The 18,666-nt window shown below is 69.5% G+C and carries 13 protein-coding genes; 8 read left to right on the top strand and 5 right to left on the bottom strand.

What is annotated here, in order from left to right; translation table 11 throughout:
• The first annotated feature begins 85 nt into the window (after positions 1-85).
• The 5 genes from ACVTJA_RS47745 to ACVTJA_RS47725 all read left to right on the top strand — a co-directional run bounded on the left by ACVTJA_RS47745 (position 86) and on the right by ACVTJA_RS47725 (position 8,281).
• Positions 86-2,164: a prolyl oligopeptidase family serine peptidase gene (locus ACVTJA_RS47745; protein ID WP_465830944.1), complete on the top strand. Its 2,079-nt coding sequence runs from the start codon at positions 86-88 to the stop codon at positions 2,162-2,164.
• A gap of 244 nt (positions 2,165-2,408) precedes the next feature.
• Positions 2,409-4,673: a zinc-dependent metalloprotease gene (locus tag ACVTJA_RS47740; RefSeq protein ID WP_465830943.1), complete on the top strand. Its 2,265-nt coding sequence runs from the start codon at positions 2,409-2,411 to the stop codon at positions 4,671-4,673.
• 266 nt (positions 4,674-4,939) lie between these two features.
• Positions 4,940-5,875: a hypothetical protein gene (locus tag ACVTJA_RS47735; RefSeq protein WP_465830941.1), complete on the top strand. Its 936-nt coding sequence runs from the start codon at positions 4,940-4,942 to the stop codon at positions 5,873-5,875.
• A gap of 71 nt (positions 5,876-5,946) precedes the next feature.
• Positions 5,947-7,500: a hypothetical protein gene (locus ACVTJA_RS47730; RefSeq protein ID WP_465830940.1), complete on the top strand. Its 1,554-nt coding sequence runs from the start codon at positions 5,947-5,949 to the stop codon at positions 7,498-7,500.
• Between the two features lie 46 nt (positions 7,501-7,546).
• A complete protein-coding gene (locus ACVTJA_RS47725) occupies positions 7,547-8,281 on the top strand; it encodes a glutathione S-transferase family protein (RefSeq protein ID WP_465830939.1) in 735 nt (244 codons plus the stop codon).
• A 6-nt stretch (positions 8,282-8,287) separates the two neighbouring features.
• Here ACVTJA_RS47725 and ACVTJA_RS47720 read toward each other — a convergent pair whose 3' ends face one another.
• The 4 genes from ACVTJA_RS47720 to ACVTJA_RS47705 all read right to left on the bottom strand — a co-directional run bounded on the left by ACVTJA_RS47720 (position 8,288) and on the right by ACVTJA_RS47705 (position 12,085).
• Positions 8,288-9,286 carry an aldo/keto reductase gene (locus ACVTJA_RS47720; protein WP_465830938.1) on the bottom strand — a complete coding sequence of 333 codons (999 nt, stop codon included), beginning with the start codon at positions 9,284-9,286 and terminating at the stop codon, positions 8,288-8,290.
• Positions 9,287-9,417: 131 nt separating this feature from the next.
• Positions 9,418-10,197, bottom strand: coding sequence for a LolA family protein (locus ACVTJA_RS47715; protein ID WP_465830936.1), 780 nt, complete (start codon positions 10,195-10,197; stop codon positions 9,418-9,420).
• A gap of 137 nt (positions 10,198-10,334) precedes the next feature.
• Positions 10,335-11,369 carry a rod shape-determining protein gene (locus ACVTJA_RS47710; RefSeq protein WP_011556714.1) on the bottom strand — a complete coding sequence of 345 codons (1,035 nt, stop codon included), beginning with the start codon at positions 11,367-11,369 and terminating at the stop codon, positions 10,335-10,337.
• 164 nt (positions 11,370-11,533) lie between these two features.
• Entirely contained in the window at positions 11,534-12,085 is a 552-nt protein-coding gene (locus ACVTJA_RS47705) for a putative ABC transporter permease (protein ID WP_465830934.1), read from the bottom strand.
• A gap of 205 nt (positions 12,086-12,290) precedes the next feature.
• On the opposite strand from ACVTJA_RS47705, the gene ACVTJA_RS47700 reads away from it, so the two are divergent.
• A complete protein-coding gene (locus tag ACVTJA_RS47700) occupies positions 12,291-12,872 on the top strand; it encodes a hypothetical protein (protein WP_465830933.1) in 582 nt (193 codons plus the stop codon).
• 188 nt (positions 12,873-13,060) lie between these two features.
• Complete coding sequence (locus ACVTJA_RS47695) at positions 13,061-15,163, top strand: monovalent cation:proton antiporter family protein (RefSeq protein WP_465830932.1); 2,103 nt, start codon at positions 13,061-13,063, stop codon at positions 15,161-15,163.
• 69 nt (positions 15,164-15,232) lie between these two features.
• Here ACVTJA_RS47695 and ACVTJA_RS47690 read toward each other — a convergent pair whose 3' ends face one another.
• Positions 15,233-15,952 (bottom strand): glycosyltransferase family 2 protein, encoded by a 720-nt coding sequence (locus tag ACVTJA_RS47690; protein ID WP_465830930.1) that lies wholly within the window; start codon positions 15,950-15,952, stop codon positions 15,233-15,235.
• 171 nt (positions 15,953-16,123) lie between these two features.
• Here ACVTJA_RS47690 and ACVTJA_RS47685 point away from each other — a divergent pair, with 171 nt between their 5' ends.
• A complete protein-coding gene (locus ACVTJA_RS47685; protein ID WP_465830928.1) occupies positions 16,124-18,649 on the top strand; it encodes an ATP-binding response regulator in 2,526 nt (841 codons plus the stop codon).
• Positions 18,650-18,666: the final 17 nt, after the last annotated feature.

Genomic DNA, 18,666 nt, shown 5'->3' with positions numbered 1-18,666 from the left:
CGAGGCGCTGGCGAGGCGTCACGCCGTGGGAATGGCGGACTCCGTGGGCTGTTGGGGCCCGCCTCCGGCAATGGGAGATGAGGACATGCACAGGGTGTTCATCGCGTCGATGCTGACCGGGTTGCTGGCCGCCCCCGCGGCCCTGGCGGAGGAGGACCCCTTCCTCTGGCTGGAGGAGGTGCAGGGGAAGCGGGCGCTGGAGTGGGTGAAGGCGCAGAACGCGAAGACCCTGGCCGTGCTGGAGAAGGACCCGCGCTTCGAGGCCTTCCACCAGGAGGCGCTCGCCTTCCTCACCGCCACCGACCGCATCCCCACCCCCGACCTGCGCGCGGGCGGCGTGGACAACTTCTGGCAGGACGCGAAGAACCCGCACGGCGTGTGGAGGCACACCTCGTTCGATAGCTACGCGAGCCCCGCCCCCGAGTGGACGACGGTGCTGGATTTGGACGCGCTGTCCAAGGCCGAGGGCATCCACTGGATATGGAAGGGCAGTGACTGCCTCCCACCCGTGGACCAGCGGTGCATGCTGCGGCTGTCGGATGGCGGCAAGGACGCGGTGACGCTGCGCGAGTTCGACGCGGCCTCTGGGAAGTTCGTGGAAGGAGGCTTCCAGCTTCCGGAGGGCAAGCAGTCCGCGGACTGGCTGGACGCGGACACGCTGCTGGTGGGCCGAGACTGGGGCGGCGACACGCTCACCGAGTCCGGTTACCCCTTCGTGCTCAAGCGCTGGAAGCGCGGCACGCCGCTGTCGGAGGCACAGGAGGTGTTCCGAGGTGAGCGCACGGACGTGCAGTCCTCGGCCACCCTGCTGCGGGACTCCGAGGGCCAGCTCCGGGGCGTGCTCGTCAACCGCGGCGTGACGTTCTTCGAGTCCGAGTTCTACCTGCTCGGCGACAAGGTCCCCACGCGCGTGCCCCTGCCGGGGAAGGCGTCCTACCACGCCTTCGTGGTGGGCCAGGTCGTCTTCACGCTCGAGGAGGACTGGGGGCGCTTCAAGCAGGGCGCGCTGCTCTCCTATGACCTCGCGGAGCTGCAGAAGGACTCCGCGTCGGCGAAGCCCCGGCTGATTCTGCAGCCCGGTCCGCGCCAGTCCATCGACGGCGTGTCCGCGACGCAGCAGCGGCTGCTGGTCAACCTGTACGAGGACGTGAAGGGCTTCATCGACGTCTACAACCCCATCAAGGACCGCTGGACGCGGACGCGGCTGGAGCTGCCGAAGAACGCGTCCGTCGGAATCACCACCACGTCGTCAGCGCATGACCGCTTCTTCGTGAAGTCTCAAGGCTTCCTCGAGCCCACGGCGCTGTGGCTGGGGGACGCGACGGCGCCGTCGGTGAAGAAGGTGAAGTCGCTGCCGGCGCGCTTCAACGCGTCCACGCACCGGGTGGACCAGTACCAGGCGGTGTCGAAGGACGGCACGCGGATTCCCTACTTCGTGGTGCGCCCGAAGACGGCGAAGCTGGATGGCAGCACGCCCACGCTGGTGCACGGCTACGGCGGCTTCCAGGTATCCAAGACGCCCGTGTACCAGCCCGAGGTGGGGAAGCTCTGGCTGGAGCGCGGCGGCGCCTACGTCGTCGCCAACATCCGGGGCGGCGGCGAGTTCGGCCCGCGCTGGCACCAGGCCGCGCTGCGCGAGCACCGCCAGCGCGCGTTCGACGACTTCGCGGCGGTGCTGGAGGACAGCATCAAGCGGAAGCTCAGCTCGCCGCGCCGCATGGGCATCTACGGGCGCTCCAACGGTGGCGTGCTCACCAGCGTGGCCATGACGCAGCACCCGGAGCTCTTCAACGCGGCCGTCATCGAGAGCCCGCTCATCGACATGTTGCGCTACCACAAGCTGCCGGCCGGAGCGTCGTGGGTGGGCGAGTACGGCAACCCGGAGGTGCCAGGCGACGCTGCGTTCCTCGCGAAGTACTCCGCCTACCAGAACGTCCAGCCGGGCGTGCGCTACCCCAAGCCGTACATCACCACGAACACGAAGGATGACCGCGTCCACCCGGGCCATGCGCGCAAGTTCGCGGCCCGGCTGGAGGCCCTGGGGCTGCCGTACCTGTATTACGAGAACACCGACGGCGGCCATTCCAACGACGCGGACCCGCTGCTCAACGCGCGCCGCTGGGCGCTGCACCACGTGTACCTCGCGCAGCAGTTGATGGACTGAGCGTCACCGCGCGGCGGCACCCGGGCGCGAGGCTCCCGGGTGCCCGCGCAGGAGCTGCGCCAGCACGACGCCGTGGGCGCGGTGCAACGCGCTCCCGCTGAAGGCATATCGGTGCCTGGCTGGAGTCATTGCCTGGCGGATGCCATCCGGTGGCGAGAGGCCTCGGAAGGGAAGCTCGGAAAAAGACGCCGTTCCTCCACTGCCGGGCCGCGCATTTCGCGTGTCCCGCACCTTGGAGGCATCCATGTCGAGAAGTCGAGTCCCCTTGCGCCGCGCGTGGCTGGGCGCCGCGGCCCTGGCCCTGTCGCTGAGCACCGGCTGCGGCAGCTCCGAGCCCACGCCGGAAGTGACGGAGGCCCCCGCCGACGGGCTGCCCATCTCGCTGGACTCGGCCTTCGTGGCCGTTCCGCGCGCGGTGAGCGAGGCCCGGAAGCAGGAAGCGCAGCAGCGGCTCCAGGGCGTCGTGGACGACTCCGGCACCAGCTTCTACCTGGCCATCCGCCGCAGTGAGCTTTCACAGAAGTGGTTCATGTCCGCGTACCTCAAGCAGGCCCACCCGGGCGCCGTGCTCTACAGCGCGGCGACCTCACTGGGCACGCGCGTGGTGAGCTTCAAGGAGCAGAACGGGAAGCTCTTCGTCCTGGACGTGCGTGATGGCCTCGCGGTGAGCGACGTGTTCGACCCGGACGTGCTGGTGGAGGCGTACCCCATCGTCACCGACTACGGCCCGTTCAACCGCATGCGCGGCTCGGACCAGTACGTGCTCATCGACCCCACGGCGGGCCTCAACCACTTCGGTGTGGTGGGGGACTTGCTCGGCGCCAGCCGCATCCAGTTCCAGGTGGAGCTGAGCTTCGCGCAGCGCTTCCGCACCCTGACGGACGGCATCTCCTTCGAGCAGGTCTACACCGGCTACATGGACGTGCCGGATGACCTCGCGCACCACTTCCTGGAGAACAACCCGTACCGCAGCTCCGGCACGCTCTCCATCGCCCTGCGCAAGTACAGCGCGAGCCCGGGCTTCACGCCCACCCCGCGCCCGGAGGTGGACTATTACTTCCTCGGCGACGAGCGCTACGTCCCCAACCAGGGCGGGCTCACCGAGCAGGCGCCGGCGAAGTGGAACATCCACCCGGGCATGAAGCCCATCCGCTGGTACATCACCCCCAGCATCCTCACGGTGCAGAGCGACCCGCGCTTCCAGCAGTACGACGTGGTGGGCGCGGTGAAGCGCGGCATCGAGAACTGGAACCAGGTGTTCGGCTTCAAGGTGCTGGAGGCCGTCGTCGCGAACGACACGCAGAGCTTCGCGGACGACGACAAGAACGTCCTCATCTTCGACACGGACGAGCAAGCTCTCTTCGCCTTCGCCAACTGGCGTACCAACCCCAACACCGATGAGATTCGCGGCGCCAGCGTCTACCTGCCCACGATGTGGCTGTGGCTGGCGGACCTGGAGACCCCTCCCGACGAGGTGAGCGGCCTCACGGGCAAGGGGAGCGCCCTGTCGCCCCAGTCCCTGCGCATGACCTGGGGCGGCATGCAGGCCCGCCCGCTGTGCGACCTGGCGCTGCCCAGGGGAGGCGCGCTGGCCGGGATGGAGGGACTCGCGCCGGAGACGCGGAAGCAGCGGGTGGAGGCGCGCCTCACCAACGTGGTGCTGCACGAGCTTGGCCACACGCTGGGCCTGCGCCACAACTTCGCGGGCTCGCTCGTGTACGACGGTGGGCCTTCGACGCTGCGCTCCACGTCGGTGATGGACTACCCCGACGCCGCGGACGCCGAGTATGGCGAGAACCCCGGGCCCTACGATGTGGAGGCGGTGCGCTACCTGTATGGGCTGTCCTCGGAGCTGCCCACGCTCCCGTTCTGTACGGACCAGGACTTGCGCGTCGACCCGTTCTGCAACCAGCACGACCGCTTCGATGACCCGCTGGGGAAGTGGTACGCGCCCGAGCTGCACTCGTTCCTCACGGAGATGATGTACGCGCCGTTCGACCTGGACCGGCTCAAGACGTACGTCAGCTCCTACGTGAACCCCGTGCTGCAGTTCGTCCGCGCGGGCGACGCGCAGACGCAGGCCCGGGCGTACCAGCTCGCCCTGGCCCAGGTGCGGCCTCCGCTGCGGATTCCCGCGGGCGCTCCGGCGCGCTACGCCTCCCGCGCGGATGAGGTGGCGCGGCGCCTGCTGTCGCGCCTGTACCTGGACCCGGCGGCGGACCGAGGTCTCTTCACCGCCAACCCGCCCAACTCGTCCGCCCTGTTGCCGCTGGTGCTCGCGGACGTGAAGAACATCCTGCTCAACTCGGACGGCGTGCGCGGCTACACCTCCCGCCGTGTCATGGTGGACATCCTGAAGACGCAGCAGACGCTGGCCTCCTACTCGCTGCTACGCGAGGCGCAGGGCACGCTCACCGCGCAGCTCCCGTCGCTGAGCGGTGACGAGCGGCTGCAGACGGAGGACCTGCTGGCGCGCATCTCCGCGGCTGTCTCGCCGTACTACCGCTGACGCGAAGTCCCTCCCGGCCGGTGGGCAGTGGTGCCACCGGCCGGAGCTCGGGGGAAATGCGGCGGCGGTACTAGTGGTACGACACGTGAGCGTCGGTTTCCCCACGCCCTCGCTGTCCCGCTCCCGACGCTGACCTGCACGGTGGTCGGGGTTCACGAACCTCTTTCAAGGGCTGGTGCGAAAAGCCTTCAAGGGGACGGCACCGTTCGACACGGCAGCGCGACCTGAAGGTCCCCGGACGTCAACGATTCACGATGGGGGAGCGCATGCGGTCCAGACACATGCAGGGTCTGTTCGCGGTGGCGTTGCTGGCGGCCGGAGTGGGTTGTGGGCCGGTGGAAGAGCCTGACGCGGCAGATGCAGTGGCCTCCGTCGAGCAGGAAATGGAGTCGGCGAACGGACTGTCATTCAATGGCTTGTCGTTCAACGGGCTGTCGGCGAATGGACTGTCGTTCAATGGACTGTCATTCAATGGACTGTCGTTCAATGGCCTGTCGTCGGCGCAGTTCGGCACGTGGTTCCAGAGCAATGCGGCGCTCGCGGACATGGTGATGCGGTACATCGTGCGCTGCGCGGTGCCGGTGGGGCAGGTGCGCAGCTACACGGACCCGCGCAATGGGCGGATGTATAAGTGGTACGGGTTGCTGGGGCTCGCGCCGGACTGGGCGCAGGGGCAGAAGGCCACCACGGCGGAGCAGCAGGTGGTGTCGGCGTGCCTGGCGGCGCACACCAACAAGCGGGGCATCTCCATGGCCATCTCGGTGCTGGGAGAGAACAGCCGGGGGCAGCCCATTCCCACGCCCTTCACGGAGGTGATGGCGTTCCCCGAGCACGAGGCCTGTTTCTTCGGCAACCTCTTCACGGGACAGGGGGTGTACGTGGGCAGCGACCAGGGGCTGCTGTCGGGACGCAAGAGCTCGCTGCGCGAGTGCGCGCTCTCTCCGGGGCCGTTCCAGATGGAGGACAACTGCCCGCCGATAGAGCCCGTGGGGAACTGCGAGCTGAATTGTGACTTGCGCCTGCTGAGCCCCTACTACGGCTACTGCTACCACGATGGAGTCCGGTACCGGGCGCTCACCACGCGGATGCGGGCGGCGGACGTCTTCCAGTGTGGTGACGGCAAGTGCCAGCCCACCGAGTCCTGTGGCCTGGGTGTGAGCTACCGCGACTGCCTGCTGGACTGCGGGCTCTGTGGAGGGTGACGCCGGCTTCCTGGCAATCGTGCCCTCCCAACGAGGCCAGGCCGCCGGAGTGGTGGTAGTAGCTTCTACCCATGCCTCGTTGGTTCAACACCGCGGGTCCGTGTGACCCCGCGGACCACTACATGCTGCCAGCCTTGCGGCGCCTGCCCGAAGTGCAGCGGCTCATCGAGCAGAAGACCTACTTCGTGGTGCATGCCCCCCGGCAGGTGGGGAAGACGACTGCCCTGTTGTCGCTCGCGCAGGAGCTCACTGCCGGGGGCCAGCATGTGGCCGCCCTCGTTTCCATGGAGGTAGGGAGCGCCTTCCCTACCGACATCGGCGCCGCCGAACTCGCCATCCTCGACGATTGGAAGAGTGCCACGGACACTCAGCTCGCGGAGGGGCTGCGTCCCCCTCGGTTTCCGGAGGCACCTCCGGGCCGGCGCATCGGCTCCGCGCTCACGTCATGGGCCCAGGCCGCTCCACGGCCCCTGGTCGTCTTCCTCGACGAAATTGACGCGCTCCGTGACGAGGTGCTCGTCTCGGTGCTGCGCCAGCTTCGCAGCGGCTACCGCAACCGTCCCTCGGGCTTCCCCGTGTCCTTGGCACTCATTGGCTTGCGAGACGTGCGTGACTACAAGATAGCCACCGGGGACGAGGACCGCCTGGGCACCGCGAGCCCCTTCAACATCAAGGTCCGCTCCCTCACCCTGCGCAACTTCACCGCGGAGGAGGTGGCCGAGCTCTACACCCAGCACACGGAGGACACCGGTCAGCGCTTCGAGTCCGACGCACTCGCACTCGCCTTCGAGCTGACGCAAGGGCAGCCCTGGCTCGTCAATGCGCTGGCGAAGGTGGCGGTCGAGGAGTTCGTCACCGACATCTCCCAGCCCGTGCGTCGCGCCGACATCGAGCAGGCGAAGAAGGTCCTCATCGAACGGCGAGAGACGCACCTGGACAGCCTCGCCGAGCGCCTGCGCGAGCCCCGGGTGCGTCGCATCCTGGAGCCCATGCTCGCCGGCCTCGCACTGGGGGACGTGCCCGAGGATGACCTGCGCTTCGTGCAGGACCTGGGGTTGGTGCGCATGGGACCGGGGGGCGGGCTGGAAGTGGCCAACCCCATCTACCGGGAGGTCATCCCTCGCGTGCTCTCCAGCACGGCGGTGGCCTCGCTCCCGCCGCAGACCTCCACGCCCTGGCGTCGCGCCGATGGCCGCCTGGACATGGAGCGTCTCATGGAGGCGTTCCTCGCGTTCTGGCGTCAGCACGGCCAGCCGCTGCTGGGCACCGCGCACTACCACGAGATTGCGCCGCACCTGGTGCTCATGGCCTTCCTGCACCGGGTGGCCAATGGCGGTGGCACGCTGGAGCGCGAGTATGCGGTGGGCACGGGGCGCATGGACCTGTGCCTGCGCTACGGACCGGACACGCTCGCCATGGAGCTCAAGGTCTGGCGTGACGGCGAGAAGGACCCGCTGGACGAGGGGCTGGCACAGCTCGATGGGTACCTCGCGAGCCTGGGGCTCGACACGGGATGGCTGGTCATCTTCGACCGGCGCAGTGGACAGCCGCCCATCGCCGAGCGCACCCGGGCCGCTCCATCCCAGACGCCGTCCGGACGGCGTGTCACCGTGGTGCGGGCGTGACGCGGGCTTGGGGCGGGAGGCCTGACGGCGTACTGTCCCAGGCCGTATGCGCACAATCTATGGACTGCGGTACTCGGGGTGGACGGAGAAGGCCCTCTGGGCGTTGGACCACCATCGGGTCTCCTACCGCTACCGCGAGCACACGCCGCTGATGGGCGAGCCCCTGCTGCGATGGCGCACGCCGAAGGGCGTGCACCCCTCCGTCCCCATGATGCTCGACGAGGGCGGCGCCATCACCGGCTCCTTCAACATCGCGAAGCGCGCGGAAGCCACGGGGCAGGGCGCGCCGCTCTTTCCTCCGGAGTCGGCGGACCTCATCGCCCGCTGGGAGGAGACGAGCGACGCCGCCCTCAAGGTGGCCCGCGCGCACGTGCTCATGGGGCTGCTCCAGAACCGGAAGGCTCAGATGGAGAGCCTGCCCGCGTTCATCCCCGGCTTCCTCAAGGGGCTGATGGCGCCGTCCGCGAGGATGGGCGTGCGCTTCATCGCCCGGAAGCACCAGGCCGCTTCCGACGTGGACGCCGCCATCCAGCAGACCGTCGTCCCCGCTCTCGAGAAGCTCCGCGCCGAGCTCGGTGGCCGGCCCTACCTCGCGGGCGGCTTCACCTATGCCGACATCGAAGGGGCGGCGATTCTCCAGTTCGTGGTCCCGCTCGACGCGCGCTACCTCGACATCGGCCCCGGCACGCGCGAAGTCTGGAGCCACCCGGCGCTCGCCGCGCGCTTCCCGGACCTCGTCGAGTGGCGCGACGGGCTCTACGCGAAGCACCGCCTGCCCTGACGCGCGCTACCCCAGCCACTGCGGGTTCTGCACCGTGCCGTCGAAGTGGTGGCTCGTCTTGTACTTCTCGAACGCGCCATCCTTCGCGGCCTGCTCCGTCTTCGCGAGCAGCGCCTTCACCTTCGCCTCCGACAGGGGCTTGAAGCCGCGCGCCACGGACAGCGCCTGCTCCAGCCGCTCCTGTGAGTCGATGCCGGTAATCACCACGCTCACCGGCAGCGACAGGCTGTAGCGCAGGCACTCCGGTGCCGACACCGTCTTGCTGTCGAGGATGAACGGGTCCCCCATGGGCTTCATCCCGAGCACGCCGATGCCCTCGCGCACGAGCACCGGCAGCACCTGCTTCTCGAAGCTGTCGTAGTGCGCGTCCATGACGTTGAGCGGCATCTGCACCGCGTCGAAGCGGAAGCCGTGCTGCTTCGCCGCCTCCAGCATCTTCAGGTGGAGGGCCGGGGACTTGTGCCCCGTGAAGCCGAGGAAGCGCGCCTTGCCCGCCTTCTTCGCCTCCACCATGGCCTCAATGGCGCCGCCCTTCGCGAAGGCGCGCTCCGGGTCATTCGCGTGGATGACCTCGTGGAGTTGGAGCAGGTCCACGTGGTCCGTCTGGAGCCGCTTCAGCGACTCGTCAATCTGCGTCGCGGCCGTCTTCCTGTCGCGGCCGTCGAGCTTCGTCATCAGGAATGCCTTCGCGCGGTAGCCATCGCGCAGCGCCTTGCCCATGCGCAGCTCGCTCTGCCCGTCGTTGTAGTCCCAGCAGTTGTCGAGGAAGGTGATGCCTCCGTCGAGCGCGCCCCGGATGAGGCGGAGGCTCTCCGCCTCATCCTTCTGCTTGCCGATGTGGAAGCCGCCCAGGCCGATGCAGGACACCGCCTGCCCGGTGCGGCCCAGCTTCCGTCGGGGCATGGGCTGCGGCTTGGACGAGGACGGCGACGCGCCCGCCGCGCTGGCGAGGCCTGGGGCCACCATCAGCGCGAGCGTCGCATCGAGGAACTCTCTTCGGTTCATGGGCCGGGCCTCCCGCCGCGCGGAAGGCGCGCAGTGCCCCCGCAGATGGCGGAAGGTTGCCCACGAGGGAGGGCCTCCTCAACGCGGAGGCCCCGCGAGTGTGCGCTCCCGGGCAGCGGCCCGTTCGAGGCTCAGGGCTTCTGTCCGCCACCCTGCGACGGCGGCGCGCCCTGGCCCATGCGCTGGCGAATCAGCTCCTGAATCTGCTCGGGCGTCTTGCCCTGGAGGTCCTCGGGCTTGAGGCCGCCCATGGGAGGCATCGTCGAGGAGCCCTCCACCTTCTGGTAGTCAGCGGGCACGGTGAAGAGTGAGTCGGGCTGCTTCCCCTGCTGGATGTTGGTGAGGTTGATTTCCGTCACCTGCCCGTTGTCACCGAACGTCTGCGCGCGCACGTAGGGGACGTCGGCCAGGTCCGTGGGCCGCCACATCTTCTGGCGCGTCGGCTTGCCGTTGATGCCCGGCGGCGAGCCCTCGTACACGGTGGTGGGGTGGCCATTCACCTTCTCGGTGCCCGTTTTCTTGTAGCCCTGCTCCACGAAGCACGCGTCGTAGTCCTGCGCCTTCCCCACGCAGGAGCCGGGGAGCTTCATGGGCAGCTGGTCCAGGTTGCGCACCGTCGCCATCTTCTGCGCGTGCATCAGCGTGGTGCCGGTGCGCTTGTCGAAGTCGAACAGCACCGACATGGTCATTCCCGGGCCCTTGCCCTGAGGGCTCGGTACCTCCGTGTCCATGCGGAGCTGGCCCTTGCGCCCGTAGAGGCGACCCTTCATCTCCGGAGGCGCCTTCTGTCCGGGCGAGGGCGACACCTTCGTGGTCGCATCCGCGGACCAGTCGGCGAGGGCGGGGGAGGCCATCAGCAGCGCGGCGGCGGCAAGTCCGGACAGCCTGTGACGCAGGGAGTGTGGGCTCATGCGAGCCACCACAGTCCACCACCCGCGTGACTGTCAAACGGCCGCGAGGATGACGCTGAAAAGCAAACGGCGCCGGCCCTTCGCGAAGTCTCGCGGAAGAGCGCGGCGCCGTGGCCGTGAGCACCGTGCTGAAGAGGTCAGCCCGGCTGGCAGACCTGGCGGAGGATGTCGAGCGACTCCAGCGCCTTGCCCGCGCCAATCACCACCGCGGACAGCGGGTCCTCGGCGAGGAACACGGGCAGGCCCGTCTCCTCGCGCAGCAGCGTGTCCAGGTTCTTCAGCAGCGCGCCGCCACCGGCGAGCACGATGCCGCGGTCGGCGATGTCACCGGCCAATTCCGGCGGGGTGCGCTCGAGCGTGAGCTTCACCGCCTCGACGATGCCGTTGACGGGCTCGGCGAGCGCGTCGCGGACCTCGTCGCTGGACACGGTGAGCGTGCGCGGCACGCCGGCCACCAGGTCGCGACCTTTGATCTCCATGGTCATGACCTCGTCCGTCGGGTACGCGGTGCCGATGCCCATCTTGATGAGCTCGGCCGTGCGCTCGCCGATGAGCAGGTTGTACTTGCGCTTGACGTACTGGATGATGGCCTCATCCAGCTTGTCGCCGCCGATGCGGACGCTCTTGGCGAACACGATGCCGGCGAGGCTGATGACCGCGACGTCGGACGTGCCACCACCGATGTCGACAATCATGTTGCCGCTGGGCTCCGTCACCGGCAGACCCGCGCCAATGGCCGCGGCCATGGGCTGCTCGATGAGGTAGACCTCGCGGGCGCCCGCGTTGGCCGCCGCCTCGCGCACCGCACGGCGCTCCACCTCGGTGATGCCGGAGGGGATGCCGATGATGATGCGCGGATTGACGAGCGTCTTGCGGTTGTGGGCGCTCTGGATGAAGTAGCGCAGCATCGCCGCGGTGATTTCGAAGTCCGCGATGACGCCGTCCTTCATCGGACGGATGGCCACGATGTTGCCCGGGGTACGCCCGAGCATCTCCTTGGCCTCCTTGCCCACCGCGAGGACCTTCTTGCCCCCGCGCGCGTCCTGTTGCACGGCCACCACGGAGGGCTCGTTGGACACGATGCCCTGGCCGCGAATGTAGATGAGGGTATTCGCCGTGCCGAGGTCGATGGCCAGGTCACGCGAAAAGAGGGTGTGAAGCCAGTCAAACATACGGGGGCGGAAACTTTCGGAGAGGCTGCGGAATTTCCCCGACAGCGACAGGGAAGACGCGACGGAAGGTACTACGCGCCGCAACACGGAGGAAGAAAAGCCGGAAGCTGCTTCCACTTCAGGTTGGACAGCAGTCGGCCAGCGGACGCGCGCCGCCCCGGCTCTCAGTGCAGGGGGGCGGACTCGGACTGCGCGTGCTCGAAGCGGCGGGCCACCACCCCGGCTTCTTCTGGCGTCCCCTCGGGAAGCGCGCCCTCCGGCAATATTCCAGCAGCCTCGGCCTCCCGGTACTCAGGCGTGTGGCGCAGGGCCTCGCTGGTGACGTGGAGCAGGGCGTCCCGCACGGGCTCGAACAGCAGCGCGGTGAGGTACCAGGCAGGCGCGTAGTCCAGGCGGATGAGGCCGTGCACGCTCCACCGGTGCGGCGAGTAGTCCCACGGGCAGCGGCCGAGCAGCTTCTTCAGGGCCCAGCCCGTGCCGTACTCCGCCGCGAAGATGAGGGCGGTGTAGGCCAGGGCGCGCAGGGGGCGGGGCAGGGGCTTGAGCCGGGCGGAGACCTCCTCCAGCGCCAGGGCCGTGCCTCCGTAGATGGGGTGCATCCACAGGTAGGTGCGCGCGGTGGCGCTCCGGTCTCTCTGAAGGGCCGAGCCGGCGCCCGTGAACAGCACCTCCAACACCCACCCCGTGCACCCGTAGAGCAAGAATCGTGAAAGCACGTTGGGAACGTAAGGCCCCAAAGAAGGTTGGGGCAGTGGGTTGACCCGAGGCCCCTGGCTGGCCGCCGCTGGAGTGGGGCCCGGGGGCAGGGCGTTGTGCTCCAGCGGACACGGGGGATGTCCCCGGGGACGGGGTGATATGGACCTACAGCGGGTGTCGGGAGGGCTTTACTCGCTGGAGGGCCGCGTAATAACTGGAGAAAGAATGCGTGCTCTCGGCCACAGCTCGCGGAGGTCCGGCGCCGGAGCGCGGTGGCCGTGGCTCGCCGTCTGGCTGGGGGCGCTCCTGGTGGCGTTGGGGGTGGTCTTCGGGGGCGGCTTGCTCTCGGGGGCGTCTCCGGAGCTTGGGGAGCCTGGGGAGCCTGGGCCCCGGCTCGCGGTGGCGGAGGTCGCGCCGGCCAGCGAGGCCGAGGCGGCCATGGCGTGGCTCGTCCCGTGCGACGCCGGAGTGGGGACGGAGACGCAGGGGCTGCGAGGTGTCACCGCTGCCCCCTCGCGACAGCCGCCGTGTCTGCGCTTCCACGGCGCGGGCTTCGACACCTGGGCCGCATGCGAAGACGGGCCATCCCTCGTCCCCTCGCACCCGAGCTGGGGCCCGGCGCGCGGGCGCTTCCCGCCCGCTCCGTTCGCGGTGCCGCGCTGGAGCCGGATGCGGCGCGAGCCCTCGGACACGGCCATCGCCCGTTGGGTGCGCTACCCGGTGGCGCCGGTGTCCGCGCGGAGCGGGCTCGCGGACCAGCCACCTCTCGTCACCCGCCCCCTGCGCGGACCTCCCGCTCTCGCGTGAGGACGTGACGGCACCACGCGTGCCGTTCCAGCCCGGTGCTCTCGCATGGCCCTCCGCGTGACGGCCGCGTGTGGGCCCTCCCTTTCATGTGCCCCGGCCGGGTCGTCCACCTGACGCTCGCGCCTCCGGGTCCATCGCCTTCATCCCTGTTTGCTTGTACGCGCCCAACGCGGCGCGGAGGTGTCTTGATGCACGGAGCCCACGAGGTCCTCCAGGCCATCGCCATCGTCCTGTGCGTGGCGGCGGTCACCACCGTCCTCTTCCAGAAGCTGCGCCAGCCCGTCGTCCTCGGCTACATCCTCGCCGGCCTCGTCGTCGGCCCCTACGTCCCCATTCCCCTGGTGGCCAACTCCGAGGTGGTGACGACGCTCTCGGAGCTGGGCGTCATCCTGCTGATGTTCTCGCTCGGGTTGGAGTTCAGCCTGCGCAAGCTGTTCGCGGTGGGCTTCACCGCGGGCCTCACCGCCGTCATCCAATGCGCCATCATGATATGGCTCGGCTTCGTGGTGGGCCGCGCCTTCGGGTGGACGTCGCGCGAGAGCATCTTCACCGGCGCGCTCATCGCCATCTCCAGCACCACCATCATCGCCAAGGCCTTTGACGAGCAGGGCATCAAGGGCCGGCTGAGGGAGCTGGTGGTGGGCGTGCTCATCGTCGAGGACCTCATCGCCGTGCTGCTGATGGCCACGCTGACGGCCATCTCCACCGGCGCGGGCCTGTCCATGGGCGCTCTCGCGCTGACGACGGGGCGGCTCGTGGCGTTCCTCGTGGGGCTCGTGGTGGTGGGGCTCTTCATCATCCCCCGCGCGGTGCGCGCCGTCGTCCGGCTCAACCGGCCGGAGACGACGCTGGTGGCGAGCGTGGGCATCTGCTTCGCGGTGGCGCTGCTGGCGCAGGCCTTCGGCTACTCGGTGGCGCTGGGCGCGTTCCTCGCGGGCTCGCTGGTGGCGGAGTCCGGCGAGGAGAAGGTGGTGGAGCACCTGGTGCAGCCGGTGCGCGACATGTTCGCGGCCATCTTCTTCGTGTCGGTGGGCATGCTCATCAACCCGGCGCTGGTGGTGCAGTACTGGCCGGCCATCGTGGTGCTCACCGTCGTCGTCATCCTCGGGAAGATTCTCGGCGTCACGCTGGGCGCGTTCCTCACGGGCAACGGCACGCGCACGTCCGTGCAGGCGGGGATGAGCCTCGCGCAGATTGGCGAGTTCTCCTTCATCATCGCGGGGCTCGGTTTGTCGCTGAAGGCCACGGGCGAGTTCCTCTACCCGGTGGCGGTGGCCGTCTCCGCGATTACGACGCTCACCACGCCCATGCTCATCAAGGCGTCCGGCCCGGTGGCGCTCTGGGTGGACCGCAAGCTGCCCAAGCCCCTGCAGACGTTCGCCACGCTGTATGGCACCTGGGTGGAGCAGCTGCGCGAAGCGCCCCCGAGCCAGACGCGGGGTGCGGTGGTGCGGCGAACCGTGCGGCTGTTGCTGGTGGATGCGGCAATGCTCGTGCTGCTGGTGATTGGCACGTCGCTGGCGGCGGGGAAGGTGTCCGCCTTCGTGGAGGAGCGCACGGGGATGAGCCGGCAGTTGGTGGGCTCCCTCCTCATCGCGGCGGACGTCGTGCTCGCCGCGCCGTTCATCGTGGGCATCTTCACGCTGGCGCGCCGGCTCGGCACGCTGCTGGCGGAGGCCGCGCTCCCACCGAGGACGGATGGGAGGGTGGACCTGGCGGCGGCGCCTCGCCGGCTGCTCATCGTCACGCTGCGGGTGGTGACGGTGCTGCTCATCGGCGTACCGGTGGTGGCCATCACCCAGCCGTTCCTCCGGGGCGCGACGGGACCGCTCATCATCCTCGCGCTGCTGGTGGCGCTCGGCGTCGCCTTCTGGCGCGGGGCCACCAACCTGCACGGGCACGTGCGCGCGGGGGCGCAGGTGGTGGTGGCGGCGCTGGCCGCGCAGTCCCACTCGAAGGAGCCGGGCTCGGAGGAGCACGCGCTGGATGACGTCCCCAAGCTGCTGCCCGGCCTGGGCGAGCCGGTGCCCGTGCGGCTGGAGGACGCGAGCCCCGCGGTGGGCCGCACGCTGGCGCAGTTGAATCTGCGCGGGCTGACGGGGGCGACGGTGCTCGCCATCCAGCGCGGGGAGGAGAGCGTGTCCGTGCCCACTGCCCAGGAGGTGCTGCGCGCCGGTGACGTGCTCGCGCTGACGGGCACGCACGAGGCGGTGGAGGCGGCGAAGGGCCTGCTCACGGGTGGCACGCCCCAGCCGCCCCTCCACGGCGAGCCCGCGAGTGCGCACGCATGAGGTGATGGAGGAGGGCCCTGCTCGAGCCATTCGTGCGAGCAGGGCCTTTCGCGCGGGGCGGGCGCGCCGTCAGCGCTTCACGGCGTACTTGAAGATGACGTAGAGGGCGCGCACGCCGTCCTTCCAGCCAATCTTCTTGCCCTCTTCGTAGGTGCGCCCGTGGTAGCTGATGGGCACCTCGAAGACGCGCCAATTGCCGCGGGCCACCTTGGCGGTGATTTCCGGCTCGAAGCCGAAGCGCTCCTCCTCCACGTCCACGGAGCGCAGCACCTCGGCGCGGAAGGCCTTGTAGCAGGTCTCCATGTCGGTGAGGTTCAGCCCGCTCGTCATGTTGGAGAGCGTGGTGAGCGTCTTGTTCATCACCGTGTGCCAGAAGTACAGCACGCGGCGCGGCGTCCCCGTGAAGCGGCTGCCGAAGACGACGTCCGCGTCCCCGTCGAGGATGGGCTGGATGACACGGGGGATGTCGCGCGGGTCGTACTCCAGGTCCGCGTCCTGGACGATGACGATGTCCCCGGTGGCCTCCGTGAAGCCGCGCCGCAGCGCCGCGCCCTTGCCCTGGTTCGTCTCCTGGAAGAGCACCCGCACCTCGTTGCGGTTGCACGGCGTGCCACCCAGCAGGGCCACCCCCTGTTCGGAGAGCTGGCGCAGGAACTCGCGGCTGCCGTCCTTCGAGCAGTCGTCGATGAGGACCAGCTCCTTCGGGAAGTCGACGGCGATGCAGCGGCGCAGCAGCTCCGCGAGGGTGGGAATCTCGTTGTAGACGGGGATGACGAGCGACACGAGCATGGCGGCTCGCGCCTCTACCCCATTTCCCCCGCCGGGGCGAATGTCCAGCAGCCACCGTGTTGCGAAGGGGTGGGAGTGACGCTCCTGGCCCGGTTTGCATGAAATACACTGATGCCTGCGGAGAGGGGGCCAGGGGGTCCTCCGTCCGTGCGGCAAGCGCGGAGCGCGCCAATGAATGACCCAATGGGACACGCGGGCCACGGAAGTCTGTCCGCGGCCGCCCCGCCAGGGGCCATTGAGGGACTGGCAGAGGGGCTGAGGGATTTCTTCTACGGTGCCTGGTTCATGCCGCACGGGCACTGCTACCTGTGGAAGCCGGACCTGGTGGCGCTGCACGTGCTGTCCGACGTGCTCACTGGCGCCGCGTACCTCTTCATCTCCGTGTCGCTGTTCCAGTTGGTGCGGCGGCTGCGGCTGCCCTTCGGGGGGATGATTCTCTCCTTCGGCGTCTTCATCGGTGCGTGCGGGCTGACGCACCTGATGGAGGTGTGGAACGTCTGGTACTCGGCCTACTGGCTGGCGGGCGGCGTGAAGGGGGTGACGGCCGTGGCGTCGGTGGCCACGGGCCTGTACCTGCTGCCCTTCCGCCGCAAGGTGGCGAAGGGGGTGGAGGCCGCGCGGCTGTCCGAGGAGCGCCGCGTGAAGCTGGAGACGAGCAGCCGCGAATTGGAGGCGCTCTACGCGAAGCTGAAGGAGGCCGAGGCGCAGCGCACCGGCTTCTTCGCCAACGTCAGCCACGAGTTGCGCACGCCGCTGGCGCTCATCGTGGGGCCGGTGGACCGGCTGCTGGAGCGGGGCGGCCTGTCCGCGGCGGACCGGCGGGATTTGGAGGTGGTGCGGCGCAACGCGCGCGTGCTGATGCGGCACGTGAATGCGCTGCTGGACGTGGCGAAGCTGGACGCGGGGAAGCTGCAGGCGTCCTACGCGGAGACGGATTTGGCGCGGCTGGTGCGCCTGTGCGCGGAGAACTTCGAGGGGCTGGTGGCGGAGCGCCGGCTTCGCTTCGAGCTGGAGCTACCGGGAATGCTCCCCGCCCAGGTGGACGCGGAGCAGGTGCAGCGGGTGGTGCTGAACCTGCTCTCCAACGCGGTGAAGTTCACTCCGGAGGGCGGCACCCTGCGCGTGGCGCTGAGCGCGGAGGCCGGGTGGGGCCGGCTCGTGGTGGAGGACAGCGGGCCGGGCGTGCCGCCGGAGCTGCGCGAGGTCATCTTCGAGCGCTTCCGCCAGGGGGAGTGCGGTACCAGCACCACGCGCGAGTTCGGCGGCACCGGGCTGGGGCTGGCGATTGCGCGCGACTTCGTGACGCTGCATGGCGGGCACCTCCACGTGGAGGAGCGGCCGGGGGGAGGCGCGCGCTTCGTGGTGAACCTGCCGCTGCTGGCCCCGCCGGAAGCGAAGCTGCGCTCCATGCCGGAGCCGGAGTCGCTGCCGCCGCTGGCCCGGGCGGAGCTGGACGTGCTGCGCTCCAAGGCGGAGGAGCCGGTGGCGATGCCAGTGCCAGAGGACCCGTACCGTCCCTCCGTGCTGGTGGTGGAGGACACGCGGGAGATGCGGCGCTTCGTGACGGAGACGCTGGCGCAGGACTTCCGGGTGGCCGCGGCGTCGGACGGAGAGGACGGGCTGCGGCTGGCGGAGTCGCTGCGGCCGGACGTCATCGTCAGTGACTTGATGATGCCGCGCATGGGCGGGGACCAGTTGGTGCGCGAGGTGCGCGCGAGGGAGGGGCTGGAGGCCACGCCGGTCCTCATGCTCACCGCGAGGGCGGATGACGCGCTGCGGGTGGACCTCTTGCGCTCGGGGGCGCAAGACTACCTGGTGAAGCCCTTCCTGGCGGAGGAGCTGCTGGCGCGGGTGTCGAACCTGGCGGTGGTGAAGCGCACGCGCGAGGTGCTGCAGGGGGCGCTGGACGCGCGCACGTCCGACGTGGAGGGCCTCGCGCGAGAGCTGGGGCTGCGCAAGCGGCAGTTGGAGGCGGCGCTGGAGACCACGAGCTCGGCGCGTGAGTCGGCGGAGCGGGCCAGCGAGTCGCGGAGCACGTTGCTGCGACTGGTGTCACACGAGCTGCGCACTCCGCTGTCGGTGTTGCAGCTCACGCAGCACGCCTTCCTGAGGGAGGTGGGTCCGCTCCAGCCGAAGGCGGCGGAGATGTTCGAGCGGATGACGCGCTCCACGCTGCGGCTGCGGGACATGACGGAGATGGTGCTCCAGTACAACCAGTTGGAGGAGGGCCGGCTGGTGGTGCGGCGCGAGCCGGTGGACCTGGTGGAGCTGGCGGAGGAGGTGCTGGGCGAGGTGCGCGGCGAGGCGGACCGGAAGGGGCTGAAGCTCGCGCTGGCGAGGCCGGCGGGGCAGGCGCTGGCGCAGACGGACCCGCGCATGGCGCAGCTGGTGCTGCTCAACCTGGTGATGAACGCGGTGAAGTACACGCAGGCGGGCGGCATCCACGTCGCGGTGGAGGTGGTGCCGGACGCGAGGCGGATGCGGGTGCGCGACAGCGGCCCGGGCATTCCGCTGGATGCTCAAGCGCGCGTGTTCGAACCCTTCCAGCAGTTGGAGTCGCTGGACCACAAGTCCAAGCCCGGCGTGGGGCTGGGACTGACGCTGGTGCGCGAGTTGGTGTCCGTGCTGGGCGGGAGGGTGTCGCTCAAGTCGGAGCCGGGCGCGGGCAGCGAGTTCACCGTCGAGCTGCCGTCGTGAGGACGGCGGGCCCGCGC

The organism is Pyxidicoccus sp. M6, assembly GCF_055568925.1.
This window is presented reverse-complemented; position numbering and strand designations above follow the sequence as displayed.

Bases quoted from the DNA above. Each gene is read 5' to 3' on its own strand.
- ACVTJA_RS47735 (WP_465830941.1), top strand. From the start codon at position 4,940: ATGCGGTCCAGACACATGCAGGGTCTGTTCGCGGTGGCGTTGCTGGCG.
- ACVTJA_RS47730 (WP_465830940.1), top strand. From the start codon at position 5,947: ATGCCTCGTTGGTTCAACACCGCGGGTCCGTGTGACCCCGCGGACCAC.
- ACVTJA_RS47690 (WP_465830930.1), bottom strand. From the start codon at position 15,952: ATGCTCGTGTCGCTCGTCATCCCCGTCTACAACGAGATTCCCACCCTC.
- ACVTJA_RS47695 (WP_465830932.1), top strand. From the start codon at position 13,061: ATGCACGGAGCCCACGAGGTCCTCCAGGCCATCGCCATCGTCCTGTGC.
- ACVTJA_RS47740 (WP_465830943.1), top strand. From the start codon at position 2,409: ATGTCGAGAAGTCGAGTCCCCTTGCGCCGCGCGTGGCTGGGCGCCGCG.
- ACVTJA_RS47700 (WP_465830933.1), top strand. From the start codon at position 12,291: ATGCGTGCTCTCGGCCACAGCTCGCGGAGGTCCGGCGCCGGAGCGCGG.
- ACVTJA_RS47710 (WP_011556714.1), bottom strand. From the start codon at position 11,369: ATGTTTGACTGGCTTCACACCCTCTTTTCGCGTGACCTGGCCATCGAC.
- ACVTJA_RS47725 (WP_465830939.1), top strand. From the start codon at position 7,547: ATGCGCACAATCTATGGACTGCGGTACTCGGGGTGGACGGAGAAGGCC.
- ACVTJA_RS47685 (WP_465830928.1), top strand. From the start codon at position 16,124: ATGAATGACCCAATGGGACACGCGGGCCACGGAAGTCTGTCCGCGGCC.
- ACVTJA_RS47745 (WP_465830944.1), top strand. From the start codon at position 86: ATGCACAGGGTGTTCATCGCGTCGATGCTGACCGGGTTGCTGGCCGCC.
- ACVTJA_RS47715 (WP_465830936.1), bottom strand. From the start codon at position 10,197: ATGAGCCCACACTCCCTGCGTCACAGGCTGTCCGGACTTGCCGCCGCC.
- ACVTJA_RS47720 (WP_465830938.1), bottom strand. From the start codon at position 9,286: ATGAACCGAAGAGAGTTCCTCGATGCGACGCTCGCGCTGATGGTGGCC.